The organism is Paenibacillus spiritus (assembly GCF_008710135.1).
Lineage (GTDB): Bacteria > Bacillota > Bacilli > Paenibacillales > Paenibacillaceae > Paenibacillus_AQ > Paenibacillus_AQ glufosinatiresistens.
In genome coordinates this window covers 43,649-65,794 of sequence record NZ_VYKK01000002.1, presented here as the reverse complement: position 1 = coordinate 65,794, position 22,146 = coordinate 43,649, and the positions used below count along the sequence as shown (strand labels likewise).

21 protein-coding genes are annotated in these 22,146 nt (G+C 61.8%); 11 read left to right on the top strand and 10 right to left on the bottom strand.

What is annotated here, in order from left to right:
* Positions 1 to 43 precede the first annotated feature (43 nt).
* Together F4V43_RS01095 and F4V43_RS01090 are read left to right on the top strand one after the other, a co-directional pair.
* Positions 44 to 988 (top strand): D-alanine--D-alanine ligase, encoded by a 945-nt coding sequence (locus F4V43_RS01095; RefSeq protein ID WP_150456390.1) that lies wholly within the window; start codon positions 44 to 46, stop codon positions 986 to 988.
* On the top strand, positions 963 to 2,306 hold the full coding sequence (locus F4V43_RS01090) for a pyridoxal phosphate-dependent aminotransferase (RefSeq protein ID WP_150456389.1): 1,344 nt from the start codon (positions 963 to 965) through the stop codon (positions 2,304 to 2,306). The genes F4V43_RS01095 and F4V43_RS01090 overlap by 26 nt, the downstream gene beginning before the upstream one ends.
* A gap of 120 nt (positions 2,307 to 2,426) precedes the next feature.
* Here F4V43_RS01090 and F4V43_RS01085 read toward each other — a convergent pair whose 3' ends face one another.
* Positions 2,427 to 4,115, bottom strand: a complete 1,689-nt coding sequence (locus F4V43_RS01085) for a methyl-accepting chemotaxis protein (RefSeq protein ID WP_223879733.1) — start codon at positions 4,113 to 4,115, stop codon at positions 2,427 to 2,429.
* Between the two features lie 351 nt (positions 4,116 to 4,466).
* Here F4V43_RS01085 and F4V43_RS01080 point away from each other — a divergent pair, with 351 nt between their 5' ends.
* Entirely contained in the window at positions 4,467 to 5,222 is a 756-nt protein-coding gene (locus F4V43_RS01080; protein WP_150456388.1) for a queuosine precursor transporter, read from the top strand.
* A gap of 112 nt (positions 5,223 to 5,334) precedes the next feature.
* Here F4V43_RS01080 and F4V43_RS01075 read toward each other — a convergent pair whose 3' ends face one another.
* From F4V43_RS01075 to F4V43_RS01065, 3 genes are all read right to left on the bottom strand, one after another.
* Positions 5,335 to 6,429 carry a M24 family metallopeptidase gene (locus F4V43_RS01075; protein ID WP_150456387.1) on the bottom strand — a complete coding sequence of 365 codons (1,095 nt, stop codon included), beginning with the start codon at positions 6,427 to 6,429 and terminating at the stop codon, positions 5,335 to 5,337.
* Between the two features lie 107 nt (positions 6,430 to 6,536).
* The gene (gene csaA / locus F4V43_RS01070) at positions 6,537 to 6,866 is read right to left on the bottom strand and encodes a chaperone CsaA (protein WP_150456386.1); all 330 of its coding nucleotides are present in this window, start codon (positions 6,864 to 6,866) and stop codon (positions 6,537 to 6,539) included.
* Positions 6,867 to 6,882: 16 nt separating this feature from the next.
* A complete protein-coding gene (locus tag F4V43_RS01065; protein WP_191089421.1) occupies positions 6,883 to 7,365 on the bottom strand; it encodes a DinB family protein in 483 nt (160 codons plus the stop codon).
* 125 nt (positions 7,366 to 7,490) lie between these two features.
* Between F4V43_RS01065 and F4V43_RS01060 the strand changes: the two genes are divergently transcribed.
* From F4V43_RS01060 to F4V43_RS01040, 5 genes are all read left to right on the top strand, one after another.
* The gene (locus F4V43_RS01060; protein ID WP_150456384.1) at positions 7,491 to 8,018 is read left to right on the top strand and encodes a GNAT family N-acetyltransferase; all 528 of its coding nucleotides are present in this window, start codon (positions 7,491 to 7,493) and stop codon (positions 8,016 to 8,018) included.
* A gap of 61 nt (positions 8,019 to 8,079) precedes the next feature.
* Complete coding sequence (locus F4V43_RS01055) at positions 8,080 to 8,340, top strand: YqkE family protein (RefSeq protein WP_150456383.1); 261 nt, start codon at positions 8,080 to 8,082, stop codon at positions 8,338 to 8,340.
* Positions 8,341 to 8,428: 88 nt separating this feature from the next.
* Positions 8,429 to 9,619 (top strand): polysaccharide deacetylase family protein, encoded by a 1,191-nt coding sequence (locus F4V43_RS01050; RefSeq protein WP_150456382.1) that lies wholly within the window; start codon positions 8,429 to 8,431, stop codon positions 9,617 to 9,619.
* 20 nt (positions 9,620 to 9,639) lie between these two features.
* Positions 9,640 to 10,146, top strand: a complete 507-nt coding sequence (locus tag F4V43_RS01045) for a metallophosphoesterase family protein (RefSeq protein ID WP_150456406.1) — start codon at positions 9,640 to 9,642, stop codon at positions 10,144 to 10,146.
* Positions 10,147 to 10,176: 30 nt separating this feature from the next.
* Positions 10,177 to 10,905, top strand: coding sequence for an HAD family hydrolase (locus F4V43_RS01040; protein WP_150456381.1), 729 nt, complete (start codon positions 10,177 to 10,179; stop codon positions 10,903 to 10,905).
* Between the two features lie 96 nt (positions 10,906 to 11,001).
* Here the strand turns inward: F4V43_RS01040 and F4V43_RS01035 are convergent, their stop codons facing one another.
* Entirely contained in the window at positions 11,002 to 12,114 is a 1,113-nt protein-coding gene (locus tag F4V43_RS01035) for an FAD:protein FMN transferase (RefSeq protein ID WP_150456380.1), read from the bottom strand.
* A 223-nt stretch (positions 12,115 to 12,337) separates the two neighbouring features.
* Here F4V43_RS01035 and F4V43_RS01030 point away from each other — a divergent pair, with 223 nt between their 5' ends.
* Positions 12,338 to 13,642: a glycosyltransferase family 4 protein gene (locus F4V43_RS01030; RefSeq protein WP_150456379.1), complete on the top strand. Its 1,305-nt coding sequence runs from the start codon at positions 12,338 to 12,340 to the stop codon at positions 13,640 to 13,642.
* A gap of 140 nt (positions 13,643 to 13,782) precedes the next feature.
* Complete coding sequence (locus F4V43_RS01025) at positions 13,783 to 14,520, top strand: DsbA family oxidoreductase (protein WP_150456378.1); 738 nt, start codon at positions 13,783 to 13,785, stop codon at positions 14,518 to 14,520.
* Between the two features lie 166 nt (positions 14,521 to 14,686).
* Here F4V43_RS01025 and F4V43_RS01020 read toward each other — a convergent pair whose 3' ends face one another.
* The 5 genes from F4V43_RS01020 to F4V43_RS01000 form a co-directional block, all read right to left on the bottom strand.
* Positions 14,687 to 15,730: an RluA family pseudouridine synthase gene (locus F4V43_RS01020; RefSeq protein WP_150456374.1), complete on the bottom strand. Its 1,044-nt coding sequence runs from the start codon at positions 15,728 to 15,730 to the stop codon at positions 14,687 to 14,689.
* 84 nt (positions 15,731 to 15,814) lie between these two features.
* Positions 15,815 to 16,000 (bottom strand): CLC_0170 family protein, encoded by a 186-nt coding sequence (locus tag F4V43_RS01015; RefSeq protein ID WP_150456372.1) that lies wholly within the window; start codon positions 15,998 to 16,000, stop codon positions 15,815 to 15,817.
* A 20-nt stretch (positions 16,001 to 16,020) separates the two neighbouring features.
* Positions 16,021 to 17,256, bottom strand: coding sequence for a Ger(x)C family spore germination protein (locus tag F4V43_RS01010; RefSeq protein ID WP_150456368.1), 1,236 nt, complete (start codon positions 17,254 to 17,256; stop codon positions 16,021 to 16,023).
* Positions 17,253 to 18,350, bottom strand: a complete 1,098-nt coding sequence (locus tag F4V43_RS01005) for an endospore germination permease (RefSeq protein ID WP_150456367.1) — start codon at positions 18,348 to 18,350, stop codon at positions 17,253 to 17,255. The genes F4V43_RS01010 and F4V43_RS01005 overlap by 4 nt, the downstream gene beginning before the upstream one ends.
* Positions 18,301 to 20,115 (bottom strand): spore germination protein, encoded by a 1,815-nt coding sequence (locus F4V43_RS01000; RefSeq protein WP_223879732.1) that lies wholly within the window; start codon positions 20,113 to 20,115, stop codon positions 18,301 to 18,303. Before F4V43_RS01000 ends, F4V43_RS01005 begins: the two co-directional genes overlap by 50 nt.
* A gap of 165 nt (positions 20,116 to 20,280) precedes the next feature.
* Between F4V43_RS01000 and recQ the strand changes: the two genes are divergently transcribed.
* Positions 20,281 to 22,128 carry a DNA helicase RecQ gene (gene recQ / locus F4V43_RS00995; protein ID WP_150456365.1) on the top strand — a complete coding sequence of 616 codons (1,848 nt, stop codon included), beginning with the start codon at positions 20,281 to 20,283 and terminating at the stop codon, positions 22,126 to 22,128.
* The last annotated feature ends 18 nt before the right edge of the window (positions 22,129 to 22,146 follow it).

Below are 22,146 nucleotides of genomic sequence, written 5' to 3'. Positions count from 1 at the left end.
ATGGACGAACGCATTCACTAACGCATACAGGGAGAGGATCAGGATGAGAGTTGGCGTCATTATGGGCGGAGTGTCGGGAGAGCGGGAGGTCTCGCTGAAGACGGGGGCGGAAATGCTGGCAGCGCTGGACCCGCGCCGGTACGAGGCCGTGCCGGTCGTCATTGACCGCAAGGAGGAACTCGCGGAGAAGGTGAAGGGACTGGATGCGGCGTTGCTGGCGCTGCACGGCGCTTTTGGCGAGGACGGCACGGTGCAGGGGGCGCTGGAAGCGTTGGGGATTCCGTATACCGGCTGCGGCGTGCTGCCGAGCGCGCTCTGCATGGACAAAGACCTGTCCAAGACGCTGCTCCGCGCCGCCGGCGTGCCGACGCCCGATTGGGTGGTGTGGAGACGTCCCGGCGACGTCCGGGAAGAGTCGGTTCAGGAGCTTGGCGGGTATCCCGTCGTCGTCAAGCCGGTCTCGGGCGGCTCCAGCATCGGCACCTTCATTGTCCGGGGAGCGGAGGAACTTCGCGCAGCGGCGGCGGAAGCGTTCGCCTGCGGCGGACCGGTGATGGCGGAGCGCTGGATCAAGGGCGAGGAGATCACCTGCTCCGTCCTGGACGGCCGGCTGCTGCCGGTGATCGCCATCCGGCCGAAGTCGTCGGACTGGTTCGATTACCGGGCGAAGTATGAAGCGGGAGGGGCGGAGGAGCTGGCCGTGGAACTGCCGGAGCCCCTGGCCGGAAGCGTCGAGCGGACGGCGCTCGCCTGCTGGAAGACGCTGCGCTGTTCGGTCTACGGACGCATCGACATGATGATTGCCGGGGACGGAACGCCTTATGTGCTGGAGCTGAACACCCTGCCGGGCATGACCAAAGCCAGCCTGCTGCCCAAGAGCGCGGCGGCTGCGGGCATCCCCTTCCCGGAACTGCTGAACCGTATTCTTGACCTGTCGCTGGCAGAGAGAGGGGGACAGACCCATGCGGAGCCGATTGGACAACAATGAGGCCGCCCGTGCCGAAGGCGGCGTGATCTCCGGGCACACCCGGACGGCGGCGGACCCCGCAGACTCGGTCCGCCTCGCCAAGCGGGTCCGGGACCTTCCGCCCTCGGGCATCCGGGCGTTCTTCGAGGCCGGCTCGGGGAAGGATGTCGTCTCGCTCGGCGTTGGCGAGCCCGCGTTCCCGATGCCTGAGCCGGTGCGGAAGGCGGTCTGCGAATCGCTGGCCCGCGGCGAGACCGCCTATACGTCCAATGCCGGAATGCCGGAGCTTCGCGGCGAAATTGCCTCTTATCTGCGCCGCGGCTTCGGACTGGATTACGAACCGGGCAGCGAGCTGCTGGTAACGGTCGGCAGCAGCGAAGCGCTGGACCTGGCGCTGCGCTCGCTGCTGGAGCCGGGCGATGAAGTCGTCGTTCCCTCCCCCGGCTATGTCGCCTACGCCCCGCTGATCGAACTGGCCGGCGGAGTTGCCGTAGAAGCTTCCGGCTCGGCGGCGGACGGCTTCAAGCTGACGGAAGCGGCGTTGGGGGCGGCCATTGGCCCGCGGACGCGGGCGATTCTGCTGAATTATCCGAGTAATCCGACCGGAGCAATCATGCGAGCCGAGGACCTGATGCCGATTGCCCGGCTGGTGCAGCGGCACGGTCTGGCGGTGCTCTCCGACGAGGTGTATGCCGAGCTGACCTATGAAGGGCGGCATGTCAGCATCGCTTCGCTGCCGGGAATGAAGGAACGCACCGTAGTCGTCAGCGGCTTCTCCAAGGCATTCGCCATGACCGGCTGGCGGATCGGGTACGCCTGCGGTCCCCGGACGCTGATCGCCGCCATGCTGAAGGTGCACCAGTACACGGCGATGTGCGCGCCGACGACCGGGCAGGTTGCGGCGCTTGCCAGCCTCCGCCTGGGGCTGGAAGCGAAGGAGGCGATGCGGGAAGAGCTGGCCCGGCGTCGGACGTTCTTCGTCGAGGGGCTGCGGCGCATCGGGCTGCCGTGCCGGATGCCGGAAGGCGCCTTCTATGCCTTCCCGTCGATTGCCGGCACGGGGCTGACGTCGGCGGAATTCGCTCGCCGGCTGATGGAAGAGGGCGGCGTCGCGGCCGTTCCGGGCAGCGTATTCGGGGAAGGCGGCGAAGGCCATATCCGCTGTTCGTACGCCGCATCGCCGGAACAGCTGGCCGAAGCCCTGCGGCGGATGGAGCAGTTTCTGAGCCGTCTGCGGGAGGAACGAAAGGCAGAGACCAAGCAGACGGAGAGACGCCCGAGAGGTGCGGCGGAACGCGCCGCCTCCGGCTCCGCCGGCGGCCGTCCGCTTGTGATCTGAAGGCGCGCAAGGGAAGAGCTGCGCAGAAAGGCATGACACAAAAAGGATATCCCGTCAGAGCCGGCAACCGGTCTGGCGGGATATCCTTTTTGGCTTTGTGTGAACCGGCAACTCTCTGCCTTAAATCTTGAACTGCCGGACCGCTTCCTGAAGCTGAAGCGCCTGTTCGTAGAGCTGGCTAACCGTCTGGGCGTTCGCCAGAAGCTCGCTGTTCTGCTGCTTGTAGGTCTCTTCCAGCATTTCCGAGCCTTCGAGGGAGTTGGACGTAATCTTGGCGGTCTCCTCTACGGAGGCGGTCACCTCTTCGGTCCCGGCGGAAATCTCCTGCGTCGCGGCGGATACGGACTGGATGCTGTGCGTCACGCTCTCCGTCAGGACTGCCAAATTGCCGAACGCTTCGCTGGCCGTCTTCGTCATATTCACGCCTTCGAGAATTCGCTCATTCGTCTGCATGACCTCCTCGACCGATTGCTGCATGCCGGATTGAAGACCGAAGAGGAACTCGCGGATCTTCTCCGTCGCTGAGCTGGACAATTCGGACAGCTTGCGGACTTCGCCGGCCACGACGGCGAAGCCGCGTCCATGCTCACCGGCGCGGGCCGCTTCGATCGAGGCGTTCAGCGACAGCATTTGAATTTGCTTGCCGATCTCGGCGATGCTCTGGACGATCTCGCCGATATGCTCGGAGCTCTGGTTCATGTGGCGGAACTGTTCCAGCGAGCGCTGGGACGCTTCGGCGAGCTGCTGCATCTGTTGCAGCGCATTCCGGGCCATTTCGTTGCCGCTGTTCGCTTCCTCTGCGGCGCGTCCGACCTGCTCGGTGACTTCGCCCGCCGCCGAAGCGATATGCTGGATGCCGTGGCTGATCTCTTCCATCGCCCGGGCGTTGTCGGCGGCGGCTTCGGCGATCGCCTGGCTGCCGAACCCGATCTCGGTCACGCAGGCTGCGGAGAGCTGGGCCATTTCCTTCAATCCGTCAACCCGCTGCTTCAAATCATTGGAGCTGCTCATGACGGTATCGGCCGTCTCCAGCACCTGGCCGATCGTCATCCGCAGACGGCTGGTCATATCGTCGAAGCTCTGGGCCAGACGGGAGATTTCATCATGGCCTTTGACCGGAATCGAGACCGTGAAGTCGCCTTCCGCCACACGGTTGCTGAATTCGGCCAGCTGGCGGATCGGCTTGGTGATCCGGCGGCTGATCAGGTAGCCGGCGGCCATGCTGAGGGCGAGCGCAATGAGGGTCGTGCCGATGCTGGTCCAGAGAATCCGGTTCATTTTATCCTTGACGAAATCCAGATCCGAACTCACGCCGAGGACAAGTCCCGTGCCCGGTATGCCAACAAAAGCGGTCTTATGTATGCCATGGCTGTCCGTGTACATGTCGCTGACCGAAGGCTTGCCGCCTGCGGCTTCCGCCAGAGCGGCCGAGATCGGGAAGCTCTCCTTGGCCTTATAGGCCGATTCCTGGTCCCCGGTGACGACAACCGGCTTGCCGTTCTGATAATCAATGAGGAGGATCGTCTCGGCGTCATGCGTCTTGGCCTGTTCCTGAAAGTAGAATTTCAAATTGGTCTTTGATTGGTCGTTGCCGACCGCCTGCTGGGCATTCGTGGTGTTCAAGCTTTTGAGAACATCCTGGGAAGCGATTTTCAGTGTTTTGTCGATCTGGGGAAGGACGTTGTCCTCGATCGTGTTGATCGAGATTTGGTAGAAGCTGATGCTCAGAGTGAGGGAGGTCAGGAGCAAGGCTACAAAGAGCAGAAACATAATCCTCCGTCCAACCGATCGCGTAATCATCCGAAACATGGGATTTCTCTCCTTTGGGAGCCGCCCTGCCGGGGGCCGCGAGAGGCAGTATCCAAGCCGCGGTGAAGGCGGAGAAACGAGGCTTGCGAACTAGAATCAGGGACCCGGCGGACAGGCAATACGGCCGATATGTATACTATTTCCTTCGGAGGGAGGCTGAAAAAAATGAAGAGTTTCGCGAAATTTTCAGAATTAATTCAGGACTTTTTGACCACTTTCTGTAACATAAAACGAATCTTCCATTAAAAAGAGATGGCCCTCGGGGTCCGCTTGTGATAAAGTGATACTGTTTTGCAGAATTGCCGCGGTTCGAAACCATCCCGCGTAACCAAAACTAGGAGGCTATTTGTGATGTTCAATTTGTTGTGGGGCGTCCTGTTCGTCGTCGTCCACTTCGGCCTGTTCCTGCTCTGCTACCGGCTGTTCGGTAAGAAGGGACTGTATGCCTGGGTGGGGGTCGCGACCGTTATCGCCAATATTCAGGTCGTCAAGACCATCGAGATGCCGCTGGGCATCGTGATGACACTGGGAAATACCATGTACGTTACGCTCTACATGACCAGTGATCTGCTGAATGAAAAATACGGCCGCGCCGAAGCGCGCCGCGCGGTCTGGTTCGGGTTCTTCACGCTGCTCATGACCACCGTGATTATGCAGATGGCTCTCGTCTTCGAGCCGCAGGGCGAGCAGATTGCGCTTGACGCGCAGGAATCGCTGAAGGCGATCTTCGGGCTTATGCCCCGTCTTGCGCTGGGCAGCCTTCTGGCCTATTTCATCAGCCAGTTCCTCGACGTTCGGCTGTACACGTGGATTCGCGGTTATTTCGGCTCCTACCGCCAGATGTGGATTCGCTCCAACGGGAGCACGATGATCAGTTCTTTTGTAGATACGCTGATCTTCTGCACCATCGCGTTCGCGGGGCTCTACAGCATGGAGGTATGGATCGAAATTCTGCTGACGACGTATGTCGTCAAGTTCCTGCTCACGGCAGCGGGTACGCCGGTGCTGTACCTGGCCCGAAGCTTCCGGTTCCCGGAGGAGGAGACCTCTGCGGCGCCGGACAAGCGGTCTGACGCGGCTGCTTCGCCGATGGAACGATCCGTATAGAGCAGCGGCCGGGATTAAATAGATACGGGGTTAACCCAAAAAAGCAGCCACCTCGCAGGTGGCTGCTTTTTTGGGGTTGCTTGGCTTGCAGGAAGGGGACTTCCGGCTGCTGTCAGCCCAGCGTCAGCGCAGTCAGTTCCTTCGGGAAGGAAGTCAGCGTTACGCCGCGTCCGTTCTCGATGAAGACTTCGTCCTCGATCCGGACGCCGCCTATGCCCGGCACATAGATGCCCGGCTCGACGGTGAACACGTTGCCTTCGCCGATCCGGTCTTCGTTCATGCCGTGCAGCGACGGGTACTCGTGGGTATCCATGCCGAGCCCGTGCCCGACGCGGTGCATGAAGTACGGGCCGTATCCGGCTTCCTCGATGACCTGCCGCGCTGCCCGGTCCACGGAACCGTAGGCGGCTCCCGCCAGGGATGCCGCGATCCCGGCTTCATTGGCCGCCAGAACGGCGCCGTAGATGTCTCTCAGCTTGCCGTCAATCTCGCCGACCGCGAACGTTCGGGTAATGTCGGAAGCGTAGCCTTCGGCGAATACGCCGAGGTCGAACATCAGCAGATCGCCGGGCTGGATAACCCGGCTTCCCGGTACACCGTGCGGCAGCGCCGTATTGGGGCCGGACAGCACCATCGTGTCGAAGGAAGGACCTTCCGCGCCGAGCTTCTTCATCAGATATTCCAGCTCGGCGACCAGATCGACCTCGGTTGTGCCGGGCGCAAGCTTGGCGAGGCCGCCGCGCAGCACCTCCTCGACCAGTTCCGCCGCGCGGCGCATCCGGCTGACCTCCTCCGGCGTCTTGACCGCGCGCATCGCCCGAAGAGCGGGTCCGATGTCTGCGGCGTCGAAGCCGGGCGCGGCGGCCTGTAGCCGTTCATACCGGGCCAGCGTAAGCTGCTCCTTCTCGATGCCGAGCCGGCCCCGGAACGTTCCGAGGCGCGCGGCAAGGAGCGCATAGGGATCGTCGGTATCGGCATGGGTGACGATATTGCCGACGGAAGAAGCCGCATGAGCCGCTTCGGCGTCCAGGGCGGGAACGATCAGCGCCGGCTCCTCGCCGCGGATCAGCAGCAGGCCGAGAAAGCGCTCGTGGGGATTGCTGGCAAAGCCGGTCAAATAATAGACATGCTTCGGATCGGTGACAAGCAGGGCATCCAGGCCGTCGCCGGCCATCCGGGATTCCAGTTGGTGCAGGGGGGTACTCATGAACGAACTCCATCTCCTTATTAAATAAATCGCCGGCTATCCGTTTATTATAGCCGATTGAACCGGCCGCAGCCTTCCGAATGCTCCGGTCTGCCGGGATACTCCGGTCAGGCGACCGGCGTTCCGTTCGGCACGGACGCGTCGGGACGCAGCAGGACGACATCGCCCTCTTCCGGGACGCCGCCGAGTATCAGCACCTCCGACCGGAAGCCGGCGATGCGGCGGGGCGGGAAGTTGACGACAGCCACCACCTGCCGCCCGATCAGGTCCTCTGCCGCATACCGCCGCGTGATCTGGGCGCTCGAAGCTTTGACGCCGAGCTCGCCGAAGTCTATTCCAAGCTTGATTGCCGGTCTGCGAGCTTCGGGAAACGGCTCGGCCGTAACAATCGTGCCGACTCTCAAGTCCAGCTGCATGAAATCGTCAATCGTTGCCATGGCTCTCTCCTCCTTCTTAGCAGGCGGCGAGCGCTTCCCGAATCTGGGCGAGATGGCGTTCTTCGTGGACGCCGATAAAATCAACCCACTGGGCCACATCCATCGGTCCGAAGACCGGATGGGGATAGACCCGGCGCGCCCACAGGCTGGAGTCGCTCGCTTCCAGCAGCGCTCTGAGCTCGGCGCGCGACTGGTCCAGCCGGGCGCGGACGTCGGCCGGCAGCAGCAGCTCTTCGGTCGGCACGAACGCGGCCGGGGCGTCGATATACCGGCTGCGGTCCAGCGTCAGCCGGTAGGGCTTCGGGTCGGCCGCAGCTTCGCCGGATTTCAAGGCCGCCGCGATGCCGGCCGTAATGCCCCGTTCCATCAGGTATAAATGCTCCATGACCTGGATGGGAGACCATTTGCCTTCGGCCGGCTTCCGGTTCAGCGTCTCGGCCGACAGTCCGGCTACCGTCTTGTAGATTTCTTCCCGTATGGCATCATTGTGTTCCATCATCTGCATTCATTCTCCTCATAAGGGGATTTGACGAAAAGGCCGTGAATGGATTACGTTGTCCTATACAGAGTATCACCGCCTGCCGGGTTCATGCAAAGCGGGCGGCCAAATCGGGGGGATTGTCAATGAAATGGAAGCATGCGGCAATTGAAGACGCGCGGCTGGAGGATCTGCCGGCGATTGTGGATATTTATAATTCGACCGTGGCGGGCCGAATGGTGACCGCCGATCTGGAGCCGGTCTCGGTGGAGGGCCGGCTGAACTGGTTCCGGGAGCATAACAGCGACCACCGGCCGCTGTGGGTGCTGCGCCAGGACGGGGAAGTCGCCGCCTGGCTGAGCTTCCAGTCGTTCTACGGCCGTCCGGCCTATAACGGAACCGCTGAACTCAGCATCTATGTAGGCGAAGCGTGGCGGGGGACGGGAGCGGGCACGCTGCTGCTGGAGCGGGCGATCCAGGAATGCCCCCGGCTCGGGCTGACCAATCTGGTCGGCTTCGTCTTCGGCCACAACGGACCGAGCCTGGCGCTGCTTAAGCGGTTCGGCTTCGAGCGCTGGGGTCTGCTGCCCGAAGTCGCGGAGCTGGACGGGGTGAAGCGCGATCTCGTCATTGTGGGACGCAAGGTGGGGCCGGAGAACCGGACGGCATCCTGACTTCTGATTCTTGACAGAAGCGGCAAGAACACGAATTTTGGTTCAGGGAGGAACTTAGACGATGGCGAAGAAGAAGACAGCCCCGGCTCCGAAGAAGCCGGGGGCGGATGCGGGTCCGGCAACACTGAAGGACCTGCTGAACCCGGAAGTGCTCGGCAAGCTGAAAGCGCAGGCCGACAGTCTCAAGGAGGAAGAGCGCAGCCGCCTCGAGGCGGAGCGGGAGCAGGCGGAAGCGGCGCGCCGGGCAGAGCAGAAGCGGCTTGACAATGACTTCGGGCACCTGCTGGAGAACAGCAAGCAGGACTGGCGCAATTTCAAATAGCCGGGAGGGAATGACGTTTTTGTTACCCTCGGCAGCTGCCTGAGTTCTATCATGAGGAGGATAACGCATTTGTAGGGAGGCGTTCCTCTTGAGAAGAATAGGGTTGGCGGTCCTGGCGGCCGCAGTGATCTTCATCCTGGTTCAGAGCCTCACGGACGGCTGGGGTCCGGAGCCGTACCGGTTCATCCGGGACGGGCGGCCGGTTGCTGCCGAAGGGCCTGTGCTCAGCCGGCACGGAGGGCTGATGGTCAGCCTGCCGTTCGCGGAGCGCCTGCTCCATGCCGACATCTCCTGGGGCAGTGACCGGAAGCTCCCGCCCGGCGTGTATTACCGGAACGAAGTCGCCGTTCTGATGTATCATCATCTCTCGGAAGGCTCGCAGCCCCGGCTGCCGGGAGTTCTGCCGGCGGACCGGTTCAAGGCGCAGATGGCTTTGCTGAAGTCGGAGGGCTACCGGGTAATCACCATGAAGCAGTACGAGCGCTTCATGCAGGGCGAAGGAGCCGTGCCGGATAACGCGGTGCTTCTGACTTTTGACGACGGGTATGAGAGCTTCTACAAGCTGGCCTATCCGGTTCTGCGCCGGTATGGTTACAGCGCGGTTAATTTTGTCATTGTCTCCGACGTCGACCATCCCTCCCGGGGGGGAGTACCGAAGCTGACCTGGGCGCAGATGCGGGAGATGAAGAAGCATGGCATGGGCTTCTATGACCATACGTATGATCTGCACCGCTATGAGCCGGTGGACGGCGACGGAGATCTGCGGCCGGCGCTGAGTTCGCTGCTGTATATCCAGGGCGAAGACCGGAACGAGACGAATGAAGAATATTACCAGAGGGTGGAGAAGGATCTGTCTCACGCCGAATCCCGGCTGAGACAGGAGCTGGGCAATACGGATTCGGCGATTGCCTATCCGTACGGATCGGCGACAGCCCGGACGCTGCAAGCCGCAGAGGCGGTGGGCATCCGGCTGCATTTCACCATTCGGGAAGGTATGGCTACGCGGGGCGCAGTTAACGCTCCCCGCATCAATGCCGGCAGCGACCGCCGCTCCGCGCAGGAGGCCATCGACCGCATTCGCCGCTTGGTGCCGCAGAAGCAGCTGGAGGTCAACGGCTGGCCGGTTGCTCTCCCCGGCGCGCAGCCGGAGCTTAGGAAGGGGCAGTGGATGGTTCCGCTGCCGGAGCTCTGCCAGGCGCTGGGCTTCGCTCTGGACTATAGCCAAGGCGGCGGCGCCGTAACGCTGCGGACCGTGACGGCCGGCCGGGCCGCCACCTAGTCAGGATAAGGAGGACGATGATGAGAATCGGTGTTGTATCAGACACGCATATCAGCCGGACCGGACGGAAGCTGCCGGAGACGCTGATCCGCTCTCTGGAGGGAGCGGATCTGATTCTCCACCTCGGAGACTGGGTCATTCCCGAAGTGTACGACATGCTGGCGGAACTGGCTCCGGTGGAAGGGATCGCGGGCAACAATGACGGGCCCATGATCGTGAGCCGGTTCGGAGAACGCAAGATTCTGGAGTTGGACGGGCTGCGTTTCGGGCTTGTTCACGGCCATTATCCCTACTCGGGTCAAGGCACGCCGGGCAATGCGCTGCTGGCCTTTCGGGGGGAGTCGCTGGACTGCATTCTGTTCGGTCATTCGCATCAGCCGCTGCTGCGGCGGGAGAGCGGTCTGCTGCTGTTCAACCCCGGTTCTCCGACAGACAAGCGGAGGGAGAAACGCTACTCCTTCGGACTCCTGGAGACAGGCGGAAGAGAGATCAGGGCCGAGCATATCTTCTATGATTCCAGAGATTAGAACGGGCCGTACGGGAAAGGAAGTCAAGCTGTGGGAGAAAAGAAAAGAACCGCTGTATTCTGGGATTTGGACGATACGCTGTATGATCAGATGATTCCCTTTCGCAAGGCGATGGAGGAGGCCGGGGGACTGCGTGCCGAAGAGCAGGAGTGGATTCACCGCTTCCGGCGTTTCCGCTATTTCAGCGACCTGCTGTGGCCCGATTATCTCTCGGGGAGACTGGAGCTGACCCGTACCCGGGAACTGCGCTGGGAACGGATGCTGGAGGAAGCCGGATTGCCGGGAGGCCCCGGACTGGCGGCCCTTCTGCAGCAGGCCTACATCGACAGGCAGTATGACATCGAGCCGAACTCGGGCACGATGGAGCTGCTGGAACGGCTGGTTGAAGAGGGCCGAACCGTCGGGATTATTACGAATGGCCCCGAGACGCATCAGATGAAGAAGATTCGGGCTCTCGGTCTGGACCGGCTCCTGCCGGAGCGCCGGTTCTTCATCTCCGATGCCGTCGGTCTGGCGAAGCCGGACCCCAAGCTGTTCCGCCATGTCAATGCCGCTACGGGAACAGAAGCGGCGGATTCGGTGTATATCGGGGACAGCTGGGAGAATGACGTGGCGGGGGCGCTCGCAGCCGGCTGGAACGTCTGCTGGTACAATCCGCGCGGACGCAGACCCGAGCCCGGACCGGGCCCGACGCTGGCTTTTGCCGACTTCGGCGAGCTGGTTCCCCTGCTGCTTGGCTCTTCCGGCAGCGATGAATAACGCAGAGACGAATAACGCAGAGACAACAAGAGAGCAGCCGCTGCGTACGGCTGCTCTCTTGTCTTGCGCCTGCAAGGTAAGCGGGGCGCGATAAGTTCAGTTCGCGAGGGAGTACGTGGAATCGGTCAGCACCAGCCGGTCGCGAATGCCCGGGGTTGCATAGATCCGGTTGTCCTCCGTAATGAAGAAGGCGTCGATCTTCTCGGGAAGCGACTGCAGGTACTTCATGCCTTCCTCGGCCCCCATCAGAAATACGCCGGTGGACAGAGCGTCGGCATCCGTAGCGTTCGGGCTCATGATGGTCAGGCTCTTGAGTCCGACCTGTCCCGGGTAGCCTGTCCGGGGGTCGAGGATGTGATGGTAGCGTACGCCGTCCTGCATGAAGAAGCGTTCATAGACGCCCGAGGCGTCGATGACTTCGCCGTTGCTGATCTTGATCGTGCCGAGCTGGGTTCCGCGGCTCTTGTCCGGGTCCTGAAGACCGATGTTCCACTCCGAGCCGTTCGGCTTGACGCCGAGCGCGATAATGCTGCTGCCTCCAAGATTAATCATGGCGCTGTCCAGACCTTCGCCGCGCAGATAGTCGGCGATCCGGTCGGCGGCGTAGCCTTTGCCGATACCGCCAAGATCAAGCACCATACCTTCGCGGGCGAGCTTGACGGTCTTGGCCGCTTCGTCGATGATAACGTCCTTGTAGTTCGTCAGCGCCCGGGCCTTGTCGATCTCTTGCTTGGGCGGCACGCTCTCGCCGCCGCTGCCGATATTCCAGAGATCGACCAGCGGACCGATGGTCGGATCGAACAGCCCGTCCATCTCCTGGGCATACTTGACGGAGAGCTTCACGACGTCAAGCGTCTCGTCGGAGACTTTGACGGCTTCCTTGCCGGCGGCTTCGTTGATCTTGTACACATCGCCGTCCTTCTTCGTCCGGCTGAACTCCATATCCATCCGTTCCATCATCTCCTGGATATGGTCCATGTTCGCCTGCTGGACCTTGTCTCCGAACACCTTGATATTCACCACGGTGTCGTAGATGTAATAGGTCTGTGCCATCGCCCGGGTGCCGTTCTCTTCGGTCACCTCCGCATTTCCCGCGGAAGCCGAAGCGGACGGCGCCCCGCCGTTGTTCTCCTTGCCGCAGCCTCCCAGCAGAGAGGCGCTCATCAGGACGGCGAGGGAGAGAAGCGCCGCCTTTCTTGTAATAGCCATAATTCACCTTCCATAAGCCTGGATTCATTTGTCACATCCATACTATCATACCGCAGGACACGGGACCAGAGAGGGCGGCGGTCCGGGCTGATCCCGCAGAAGTTGTGTGAACGTTTCATGAGAAATAGGGCGTCTACCCCTTTCGTCTACTTCGTCTTCCCCGCAAAGAACTATATAATACTGGAAAAGGATTGAAAATAATGGAGAAAGGATGTGATGCTGAATGCATGTAGGGATTTTTCTGTCGACCAATTGCTTCGAGGATTTCTATGTGCGGGGACTGGGGCTGACTGAAGAAGAGTACGCCGAGAGGTATTCCAATGATTTCTCGTTCGAATACGCGGCGATGTGGCAGCGCCAGGGTCACCGGGTTACGATCTATAACTTCACCGAGAAGGGCCGCTCGGTGCGTACAGCCGTTCACAGCCTTACCGGCTGCACCCTGAAGTTTATTCCGGCAGGCCGCTGGTACCGCCTGTATGCCTCTCTTCCGCTGGCGGACCGGACGCCCTTCGGACGCTTTCTCTCCCAGTACACGGCAACGGTGCATCCCTTGCTGGACGAGCTTCTCCGGCAGGACGGTGTGGAGCTGATCTACGCCCAGGAGTATGCGCACGGCCGGTTCGAACGGCTCTCGCAGTCGGCCCGGCGGCTGGGCATCCCGATTATTGCCGCCCATCACGGAGGGAGCATTCATCCCTGGCTTCTGCCGCTTAAGAGACGGACGCTGCGAAGGGCGGCTTATCTGACCGTGCTGAACGGAGAAGAGCTCGCCCGGATGCAGCGGGAGCTTCCGCATTTGCGGGACCGCATCCGCCTTGTTCCGAACTTTGTCCGTACCGGCATCTTCCGGCCGCAGGACCGCAGAGAAGCCATCCGGGAGCTTGGGCTGGATGAGAGTTGCCGCTATGTTATGACGGCCGGCCGCCTGTTCGAGCGACAGAAAGGACATACCCTGCTGATCCGTGCTGCGGCGCTGCTGCGCCGGGAAATGCCGGAACTGCGTGTGCTGATCGCCGGAGGCGGGCCGGATGAGGAACTGCTGCGGCGGTGCATCGCGGAGAACGGGGCCGAGGACAGCGTTGCGCTGCTTGGAGCGGTTGCCGACAAGGAACGGCTCGCCCGTTACTACGCGGCTTCGGAGCTGTTCGTTCTGCCTTCCCGCTATGAAGGCCTCCCTCTGGTGCTGCTGGAGGCGGGAGCCTGCGGCCTGCCCGCAGCGGGATTCGACGTGCCGGGAGTGAGGGGCCTTCTAAGGCACGGCGAGAATGGTCTGCTTGCGGGAGATCCGGACGCCGAGGCGCTGGCCGGAGCCATGCGCACTCTTCTGAACGACGAGGTGCTGCGTGCGGCCATGGGCCGTGAAGCGCGGGAGCAGGTGCTGGCCCGCTACACGGAAGAGGCGGTTGCCGGGCAGCTCGGCGAACTGCTCCGCACGGCCGGGCGCCCGCTATCCGGCCGGCCGGACCTGCCGGGAACGGCGGCCGGCACGGCCGGACCGGAGCCGGAGAGGGCCATAGGCGAGTAAAGAAGCGGACCAGGGAGATTCCATTGTGTTTTGCGGCAAGTAACTATATAATAGTAAGCGTAATAGGCCTTAGAGCTGCACAAGCAAGAGGCGCACAAGCAAGAGCCGCACAAGCACATTGAACCTGGGAGGAAACGGCAATGAAGATAGATGTATGGTCGGACTATGCCTGTCCGTTCTGTTATATCGGCAAGCGAAGACTGGAGAGCGCGATGGAGCAGCTGGGGATGCAGACTGCTCCGGGTACGGAGACAGAAGTGGTCTACCGCAGCTTCCAGCTTGATCCGAAGGCGCCGGCGGAAGGAACCGTCGGCATTCATAAGGTGCTGGCCCGCAAGTACGGGATTGCCGAGGAGGAAGCGCTCCGGATGAACGAGAGCCTTGCCGAGCAGGCGAGAGGAGTCGGGCTGGACTTTCATTTTGAGCGGGTCGTCCACACGAATACGTATGACGCCCACCGGCTTGGCCAATATGCGGCGGAGCAGGGACGAGGGGCGGAGATGAACGAGCGTCTGCTTCGGGCCTACTTCACCGACGGGCTGAATCTCGGCGACCGCGGGGTGCTGGTCGGGCTGGCGGAAGAAGCCGGTCTGGAGGCTGCGCCGGTCGCCGCGATACTGGAATCCGGCGCTTACGGCGACCGGGTGGAAGAGGACATCGCCAAGGCAGGAGCGCTCGGCGTGACCGGGGTGCCGTTCTTTGTCTTCAACGACAAGTATGCGATCTCCGGCGCTCAGCCGGGTCCTGTGTTCCTCGAGGTGCTGGAAATGGTTCGGGCGGAGGAGAAAGAAGCGCCTTCTCTCCGGATCGTGGGCAGCGGGGAGACCCGGGAAGCCGGGGGAGACGCCGATTGCTCGGACGGTTCCTGCCGCGTATAGAGCACGGCAAGCGCCAATGAAGAAACGCCCCGCAGGCCAATTACGGCCGCGGGGCGTTTCCGGTTGCTTCGGGCCATTCGGATGAATGGCAGAGAGAGCGTGCAGAACGCAGCAGCAGAGCGCTGCGGACGGCAGCTCCGCCGCTGCCCGGCTCGCCGTGACGCTCTCAGCTCCGGGCAGCGCTGTCCGGAGCGGAATACTTCAGAAAAGCCTTCGGGACGGGACTCTCGAAGGTCAGCAGCTCCCCGCTTGACGGATGGACAAAGGACAGCGCCCGGGCGTGCAGGCCGAGGCGGCCGGCCGTCTTGGTGACGGCCCCGTATTTCTTGTCGCCGGCCACCGGATGGCCGATATCCGACATGTGAACGCGGATCTGGTTCTTGCGTCCGGTCTCCAGGTTGACCTGCAACAGCGAGAAATGGCGGTTACTCTGCAGCAGCTTGTAATGGGTTACGGCATGCTGGCCGTCGCCCTGGTGCGGAACGGAATACATCTTCAGCGTCGAGGTCTCCTTCAGCCAGGATTCGATCCGTCCTTCGGGTCTCTTGACCGCGCCTTCCACGAGCGCGACGTAGGTGCGTTCCTTGACCGATTCCTTCCAGCTATTCTGAAGCAGCTGCTGCACGCGCTCGCTCTTGGCGAACATCATGACGCCGGAGGTATCGCGGTCCAGCCGATGGACGATGAAGATCCGGGCTTTAGGATTCGACGCCCGGACGTGCTCCGTCAGCAGCCGGTATGCGGTAGGCTCGGTGTCGTCTCCGGCGGACATGGACAATAGTCCGGCTTCTTTGTCGATGACGATGATATCGTCGTCTTCATGCAGAATCGACAGACCGCTCAGCACCGGGGCGGGTTCCTGCTTCTCCCGGTCTACGGTTACGGTATCACCGCTCCGCAGCGGATGGTTATAGGCGGTAACGGCTCGTCCGTTCACGGACACCTGGCCCCGGGCCAGAATGCCCTTGACGGCATTGCGGCCTTTGCCCGTCAGGTTGGCCAGCAGAAAGGGCAGCAGCTCGTCCGCAGCGCCGCAGGTATAGACGAGCGGCGCAGCCGGACGGAAGGCGCCTGGCGCAGGGGGGCGCTTCTTGGGACCGGCAGGAGCCGGGCTGGTTCGGGCCGGCTTGTTGCGTTGCGGCCTGGAATCGGATGGTCCGGTACGCTTGCCGGCGGCCGGTTGGGAAGAGCGATGATTGGATTTGGTCATGGGAATTCTCCGTTCTTGTCCTTCGGTGGTTTCGCACTCCCCAATATAGCACAACGGAGGTTCGGAAGGTAGAACCGGCTGTCCTTAGGAACGCAGAATCAGGAAGGTGACGCAGCCCGCGAAGAGCGCCGCCAGACCCCAGCCGAACAGCCGGGCAACCCGGTATTCCCGTCTGCGCCCGCTGACCCGGTAGATCCGGCAGTCTACCGTGAGCAGGAGCAGGGCCGAGAAGAGACAGGAGAGGGCCATATAAGCATACGTATGGATCACCGCTTCATTCCTCCCTCGCTTCAGCGTTCCTTGAGTCCGACGCGCTTCATGGTTATCTGTATCCGGAAGGAGACCTTCACCTTCGGGAACTCCTCGTTCCACTTGTCTCTTCCGTCAATCTTCGTTCCCCAATAACCGGGATGGTGGGCGCGGATGAACTCCCCGGTTCCCCAGATATCGGAACGCTTCTTCTGGGTCTCCTCCATTAGAAGGGCAGCGCTTTCCAGTGCGTATTTCTCGAAGCAGGACTCGATCTTGTTCAGCGTCCCGGTATTGTTAATAAAAACCTCTTCGCTGTAGTGCTCGTCCACATTGCCTTCAAGATGAATATCGTAAGCGATATGGGGGACGCCGTTCACAATCTCCGATGTTCTCCGGCTGAACCGGCTGGTGACCCGGACCATGACGACGCCGACGCCGGGGACTTCCTGAAGAACCGAATAGCCTCCGGGATCCATCCCCATCACGGCCATGTAGATGCCGATGTCCAGCGGGGTCGTCGCCCCGACCATTTTTCCTTTACGAAAATAAGCCAACCCCTTGATCAGAATATTCTCGTTCCGCCGCAGCGAAATATATGGCAGGATGCCGTCCTGTCCCTGGTGGGAAAGGGAAGACCAGAATTCGCCGCAATAGGCCGGCGGCAACTTGCCGGTGGCTACCGCCTTCTCCATCATGGAGAGGATATAGAGCGTGGGCACGCGCTGAAGGGGCGGATTGACGTCCATATATTTGGAGGCCCGGCCGTCGGAAGCGACGAGCAGCCAGGTGCTTCGCCGGATTTCCGGATTGCGTCTCAGGTAATCGTTCAAATCCTGAATGCCCTGCTTCGCAATGCTCTGGCTGATGACGATGACCCGCAGATGGATCAGATAACGGGGATCGGCTACCTGCTGCTGCAGATTGTTCATGGCGTCATCGAGCGTCTTGCCCTCCACTTCCACGACCCAGACCGGGCTTTCCTTGCTTCCGCTGCCGGTGCCGGGACCGAGCGGGACGCGGCCCGGGACGGCGATCTGGGCCGTCACATGAATTCTCCGGGTAGGCAGCTTCTCTTCCGCCCGGTGGGTGACTCCTTCATCGGGGTGTTGATCTTTGCCGTCCGCCAGATCAATAGCCAGGCCGAGCACAAGCGCCCGGTCCTCGATTTCGACCTCGTCCCAGCAGCCGGACAGGAACAGCGAAGCCAGCACACCGGCGAGCAGCAGAGCGATGATCCGTACAGCCGGTGTTCTTTTTGCTGCGGCGCTGCTCATACGGAGTCCCCCTTTACTCGGCGAAGAAGAGCAAGAGCAAGCAGAAGAAGGGGATAACCGGTCAGCACGGCCAGGCCGGCGATAGCCAGGCGATTGGCGGCTGTATAGCTGATAAAGATGTTCTCCGGAACCATGGCCAGTGCGAACATGAACGGCAGCAGCGCGCTGGAAGCCAGCCGCTGGTCCTGGAGATGCAGCAGATGGCGAAGCAGATAGGAGCAGATATAATAAGTCGTGTAGACCGTCGTATAGACAGAGATTACCCAGATAATGATGAACAGCGCATCGAGCCGTTCCAGCAGACCTTCGCCCGCGGAGATCGATCGGGCCACCTCAAGGGTGGGGTAGAAGAGGAGTTTGACCTCCTCTACGCCTAGCATGCCGATGGCAGCCGCCGTGATCGAGAGATAGATCAGCCCGGTTATTCCGATTCCGAGCAGCCCGGCGCGCATTGCCTTCCCGGGCTTCTCCATGAACGGCACAATCAGCGTGAGCACGAACGAGCGGTCGAACAGGGCGGACGTTTCCAGCATCCCCTTCATAAATTTGCTGGCGGAGACATTGACGCCTCCCGGAGGCATAAGGTGAATAACGCTGATTTTGCGGATCGAGAACAACAGGATAAACGCAATAGAACCTATAATCAGAGGAAAGTAGAAGTAATGGATATAGGAGAATTTGACGATTCCCCGCCGGGAAGACAGGGTGGCCAGCACCAGCATAAGCAGAATAACCGCTTCAATGGGCGTCCGCTGGAACAGCACGGTTGAGGCCACTTCCCCGAACTGCCGGACGGTGAGCGAGGTCAGCATCAGGAAGAAGAACATCAATACGAGATTCATGACCCAGGCGGCGCGGCGGCCCAGCAGCCGGGAACTGAACTGGAACAGATTTTCCCGGGGGAACCGGGCCGAGAGCAGGGCGACGATAACCAGATCAACCAGGGCCACACCTACTCCGGCCAGCGTTACCAGCGGAGCAGCGGTATTGCCGGCGTCTGCCATGTAGCGGGGGAAGCTGAGGATACCGACACCCGCGACGGCGCTAGCGATGACCGTGGTGGCCCGGATCGTCGAGATCTGCTGTGTCTTCATACAGTTCTCCCCTTTCCTCGAACAGATGATCAATGCTGCGCTGTGTCAGCGAAGGCAGGACCCGCACCCGGTTCTCGGGATGCAGGAAGCTTGGCCGCTTGCGCATCCACCATAACGGCACCCGAATCAGCGTATCCTTGAGGTCCCGCGCCTTGCCCGAGATGAACGGGGACATATACGGAACGCCGAATGACTCCAGCATCAGCAGGTGATTGCAGATCAGAATACTGCCGACCATCACCCCGTACAGGCCGAACAGTCCTGCCAGCAGCACCAGCGGGAACCTCAGCATCCGCAGGGCAATGGCCGCATTATAGGCGGGGGTGGCAAAAGAGCCGATTGTGGTCAGCGCCACAATCACGACCGTGATGGGACTGGCCAGCCCGGCCGATACGGCTGCTTCCCCGATGACCAGCACGCCGACAATCGAGAGCGCGCCGCCGATCATCTGCGGCATCCGAATCGTGGCCTCCCGGAGCACCTCCATGGCCACTTCCATAATCAGCACTTCAATGGCTGCCGGAAAAGGTACCCCGGCACGCCCGCCCGAGATGGCCACGGCGAATTCAGTCGGAATCAGCTCCGGGTTGAAAGAGATGATCGACACGTACAGCGCCGGAAAGAACAGCGAGAAGAACAGGGCGATCAGGCGCACGAGCCGGATGAGGCTGCCCATCAGGAACCGCTCCGAATAATCGTCGATGGTCTGGAAGAACTGGTTGAAGAGCGCGGGAACAATCAGCGCAAAAGGGGAGCCGTCAACCAGGAGGGCGACCCTTCCTTCCAGAAGCGAAGCCGCCGTCTTGTCGGGACGCTCCGTAGACTGTACCTGGGGAAAAGGCGAGAGCGGCTGATCCTCGATGAACTGCTCGATATAGCCGGCGTCGATGATGCCGTCCGTGCCGATCAGCGACAGGCGGCGCATGACTTCTTCGACCAGACCGGCATCCGTGAGCCCGTCGAGATAACAGACAGCCACCACCGAGGCGCTCCGGGTGCCGACAGGCGCGGTCTCGATCCGGAGCTCGCTTGTCTGTAGGCGGCTTCGGAGCAGAGTCAGGTTCGGCTCCAGCTTCTCGACAAAGCCCTCCCGCGCTCCCCGGATCACCTGCTCCGTCTGCGGCTGCTCAATCGAGCGGTATTCGATCCGCCGGATATCGAAGGCCAGCGCTTCCTCATGCCCGTCGATCAGCAGGGCGAGCCGGCCCTGCACGATTTCATTGGGGAGCTTGGCCAGATTGCCGGTCCGCACTCCTTGGCCGATATGGACGGTCCGGTTCCAGATCAGACCGATCAGCCCGTCGCCCCGGGCTGATTCCCCATCCGCCCCCTCGGACAGCTCGGCCATCAGCGGCTTCAGGACATGATCCTGAAGCTGGTCGGTCTCGATCATGGAGGAGAAGAATACCGCAGCGGCCCGGCAGCGGCCGAAGAGATGGAATCGTCGAATCACCAGATCTCCGTTCATGCCGAGCATATCCGACATTTGGTCCAGATTCGCCTCCAGATCGGCCTTCACGGGCAGGCGGTCCGGCAGCGGGTTCGGCGAGCCGTCGCTTGGGTCGGAAGGGGCCGTCTTGCTGCCGGGGGAAGCAGCCTCGCCGCGCTCTCCGTCCGGTACGCTCCTGTCTGCGTTCTGTGCACTCCGTTCTTCGGTCTGCGGCTTCTCTTCCCTGCCGTCCAGATCCTCCTCGCTGCTGCCGCGGCCCGAATTCCGCCGCGACTTGAACGTGTCGTACCGCTGCTTCCAGTCCGGCGTAGACATGCCGACTCTCCTCCTTCTTCCGCGGTGACGGTTGGCGGCTTCCGCCTTGCCCGGGCACGGGCCAAGCCTGGGCCAAGGTCTATATTCACGCTTAAGTGTTGGCCTTGGGGCTGGTTTTTATGTAAACTAAAGGTTGTATATTCAAGCGAGAGGTTAGGAGCAATTATGATCCATACACAAGGTCTCACGATGGAGCGGGCCCAGGCCGAACTGCAGAAGTATTACGGCTATCCCGACTTCCGCGAAGGACAAAAACATATCGTCGCCAGCCTTCTGCAAGGCGGCGACACCCTGGGCATCATGCCGACCGGCGGCGGCAAGTCGATCTGCTACCAGGTGCCGGCGCTGCTGCTGCCGGGTCTGACGCTGGTGGTCTCGCCGCTCATCTCCCTGATGAAGGATCAGGTGGACGCGCTGACAACCGCGGGCATCCCGGCAGCCTACATCAACAGCACCCTGAGCGGCAAGGAAGCGAACGACCGCCTCCGGGCTGCGCGGCGCGGCGAGCTCAAGCTGCTCTATGTCGCGCCGGAGCGGCTGGAACTGGACTGGTTCCGCATGGAAATGGCGGAGCTTCCGATTTCCCTGGTCGCCGTGGACGAAGCCCACTGCGTCTCGCAGTGGGGGCACGACTTCCGGACGAGCTATCTGTCGGTCTCGCCGTTCGTGGACGGACTGCCCGAGCGTCCGATTGTGGCGGCTTTTACCGCCACGGCGACGCCCGAAGTCATGGAAGACATCGTCCGGCTGCTTCGCCTGCGCGATCCCGGCGTCTTCGTGACCGGCCTTGGCCGGGACAACCTGGCCATGTCTGTGCTGCGCGGGGAGAACAAGCGGGAATTTGTGCTGGACTACGCCGCCAGCCACAGCCAGGAGCCGGGCATTATCTACGCGGCGACCCGCAAGGAAGTGGACGATCTGTACCAGCGGCTCAGCGCCGCCGGGGTGCCGGCGGGCCGGTACCATGCCGGCATGAGCGACGAGGACCGGGCGGCGAACCAGGAAGCTTTTCTGTACGACGACATCCGCGTCATCGCCGCCACCAACGCCTTCGGCATGGGGATCGACAAGTCGAATGTGAGGTACGTCATTCACTACAACATGCCGAAGAACATGGAAGCCTATGTCCAGGAAGCCGGCCGCGCGGGACGCGACGGCGAGCCGAGCAGCTGCATCCTGCTGTTCAGCGCCCAGGACATTATGACCCAGAAGTTCCTGATCGAGCAGAACCCGCAGGATTCCGAACGCAAGCAGAACGACTACCGCAAGCTGCAGCAGATGATTGACTACTGCTACACGACCCGCTGCCTGCGCAGCGCCATGCTGGATTATTTCGGCGAAGAACATGACGATGCGCCCTGCGGCAAATGCAGCTCCTGCACCGACGACCGGGAGCTGGTCGATATTACGGTGGAAGCGCAGAAGATCTTCTCCTGCATCCACCGGATGCGCGAACGCTTCGGCGTCGCCCTGGTGGCTTCCGTCCTGAAGGGGTCGCGGAGCCAGAAGGTGCTGCAATACGGCTTCGACAAGCTGCCGACGCACGGCGCGCTGTCTGCGAAGACGGAGAAGGAGATCACCGAGATCATCAATGTGCTGATCTCTGAAGGCTATCTGGCCTTGTCCGAAGGCCAATACCCGATTGTCCGGCTCCAGCTTCCGGCGGCCGATGTGCTGAAGGGCCAGGCGCAGGTCGTCCAGCGCGTCGCCCGGGCGGCGAAGAGCGGCGGATCGTCCCGGAGCCGGGGCTCGCGCGACGTTCATCCGTCGGCGGTCAACGAGACGGTGTTCGAGCAGCTGCGGCTGATCCGCCGCGAGCTGGCCGAGCGCGAGCATGTGCCGTCCTACATTATCTTCAACGACGCGACGCTGCGCGAGATGAGTGTGGCGCAGCCGCAGACCGAACGCGAGATGATGAACGTCAAGGGGGTCGGAGAGGTCAAATACCGGAAATACGGCCGGGCGTTTCTGGAGTTTTTTCAGCGGGACGGCGATCATGCGGATTACGACTGACAAGAGAGGAAGACAACG

Excerpts from the sequence above, each read along its gene's own strand:
- F4V43_RS01080 (WP_150456388.1), top strand. The coding sequence starts at position 4,467 with ATGTTCAATTTGTTGTGGGGCGTCCTGTTCGTCGTCGTCCACTTCGGC.
- F4V43_RS01090 (WP_150456389.1), top strand. The coding sequence starts at position 963 with ATGCGGAGCCGATTGGACAACAATGAGGCCGCCCGTGCCGAAGGCGGC.
- F4V43_RS01030 (WP_150456379.1), top strand. The coding sequence starts at position 12,338 with ATGCATGTAGGGATTTTTCTGTCGACCAATTGCTTCGAGGATTTCTAT.
- F4V43_RS01075 (WP_150456387.1), bottom strand. The coding sequence starts at position 6,429 with ATGAGTACCCCCCTGCACCAACTGGAATCCCGGATGGCCGGCGACGGC.
- F4V43_RS01055 (WP_150456383.1), top strand. The coding sequence starts at position 8,080 with ATGGCGAAGAAGAAGACAGCCCCGGCTCCGAAGAAGCCGGGGGCGGAT.
- F4V43_RS01035 (WP_150456380.1), bottom strand. The coding sequence starts at position 12,114 with ATGGCTATTACAAGAAAGGCGGCGCTTCTCTCCCTCGCCGTCCTGATG.
- F4V43_RS01025 (WP_150456378.1), top strand. The coding sequence starts at position 13,783 with ATGAAGATAGATGTATGGTCGGACTATGCCTGTCCGTTCTGTTATATC.
- F4V43_RS01020 (WP_150456374.1), bottom strand. The coding sequence starts at position 15,730 with ATGACCAAATCCAATCATCGCTCTTCCCAACCGGCCGCCGGCAAGCGT.
- F4V43_RS01005 (WP_150456367.1), bottom strand. The coding sequence starts at position 18,350 with ATGAAGACACAGCAGATCTCGACGATCCGGGCCACCACGGTCATCGCT.
- recQ (WP_150456365.1), top strand. The coding sequence starts at position 20,281 with ATGATCCATACACAAGGTCTCACGATGGAGCGGGCCCAGGCCGAACTG.
- F4V43_RS01010 (WP_150456368.1), bottom strand. The coding sequence starts at position 17,256 with ATGAGCAGCGCCGCAGCAAAAAGAACACCGGCTGTACGGATCATCGCT.
- F4V43_RS01045 (WP_150456406.1), top strand. The coding sequence starts at position 9,640 with ATGAGAATCGGTGTTGTATCAGACACGCATATCAGCCGGACCGGACGG.
- F4V43_RS01065 (WP_191089421.1), bottom strand. The coding sequence starts at position 7,365 with ATGATGGAACACAATGATGCCATACGGGAAGAAATCTACAAGACGGTA.
- F4V43_RS01085 (WP_223879733.1), bottom strand. The coding sequence starts at position 4,115 with ATGTTTCGGATGATTACGCGATCGGTTGGACGGAGGATTATGTTTCTG.
- F4V43_RS01000 (WP_223879732.1), bottom strand. The coding sequence starts at position 20,115 with ATGTCTACGCCGGACTGGAAGCAGCGGTACGACACGTTCAAGTCGCGG.
- F4V43_RS01095 (WP_150456390.1), top strand. The coding sequence starts at position 44 with ATGAGAGTTGGCGTCATTATGGGCGGAGTGTCGGGAGAGCGGGAGGTC.
- csaA (WP_150456386.1), bottom strand. The coding sequence starts at position 6,866 with ATGGCAACGATTGACGATTTCATGCAGCTGGACTTGAGAGTCGGCACG.
- F4V43_RS01060 (WP_150456384.1), top strand. The coding sequence starts at position 7,491 with ATGAAATGGAAGCATGCGGCAATTGAAGACGCGCGGCTGGAGGATCTG.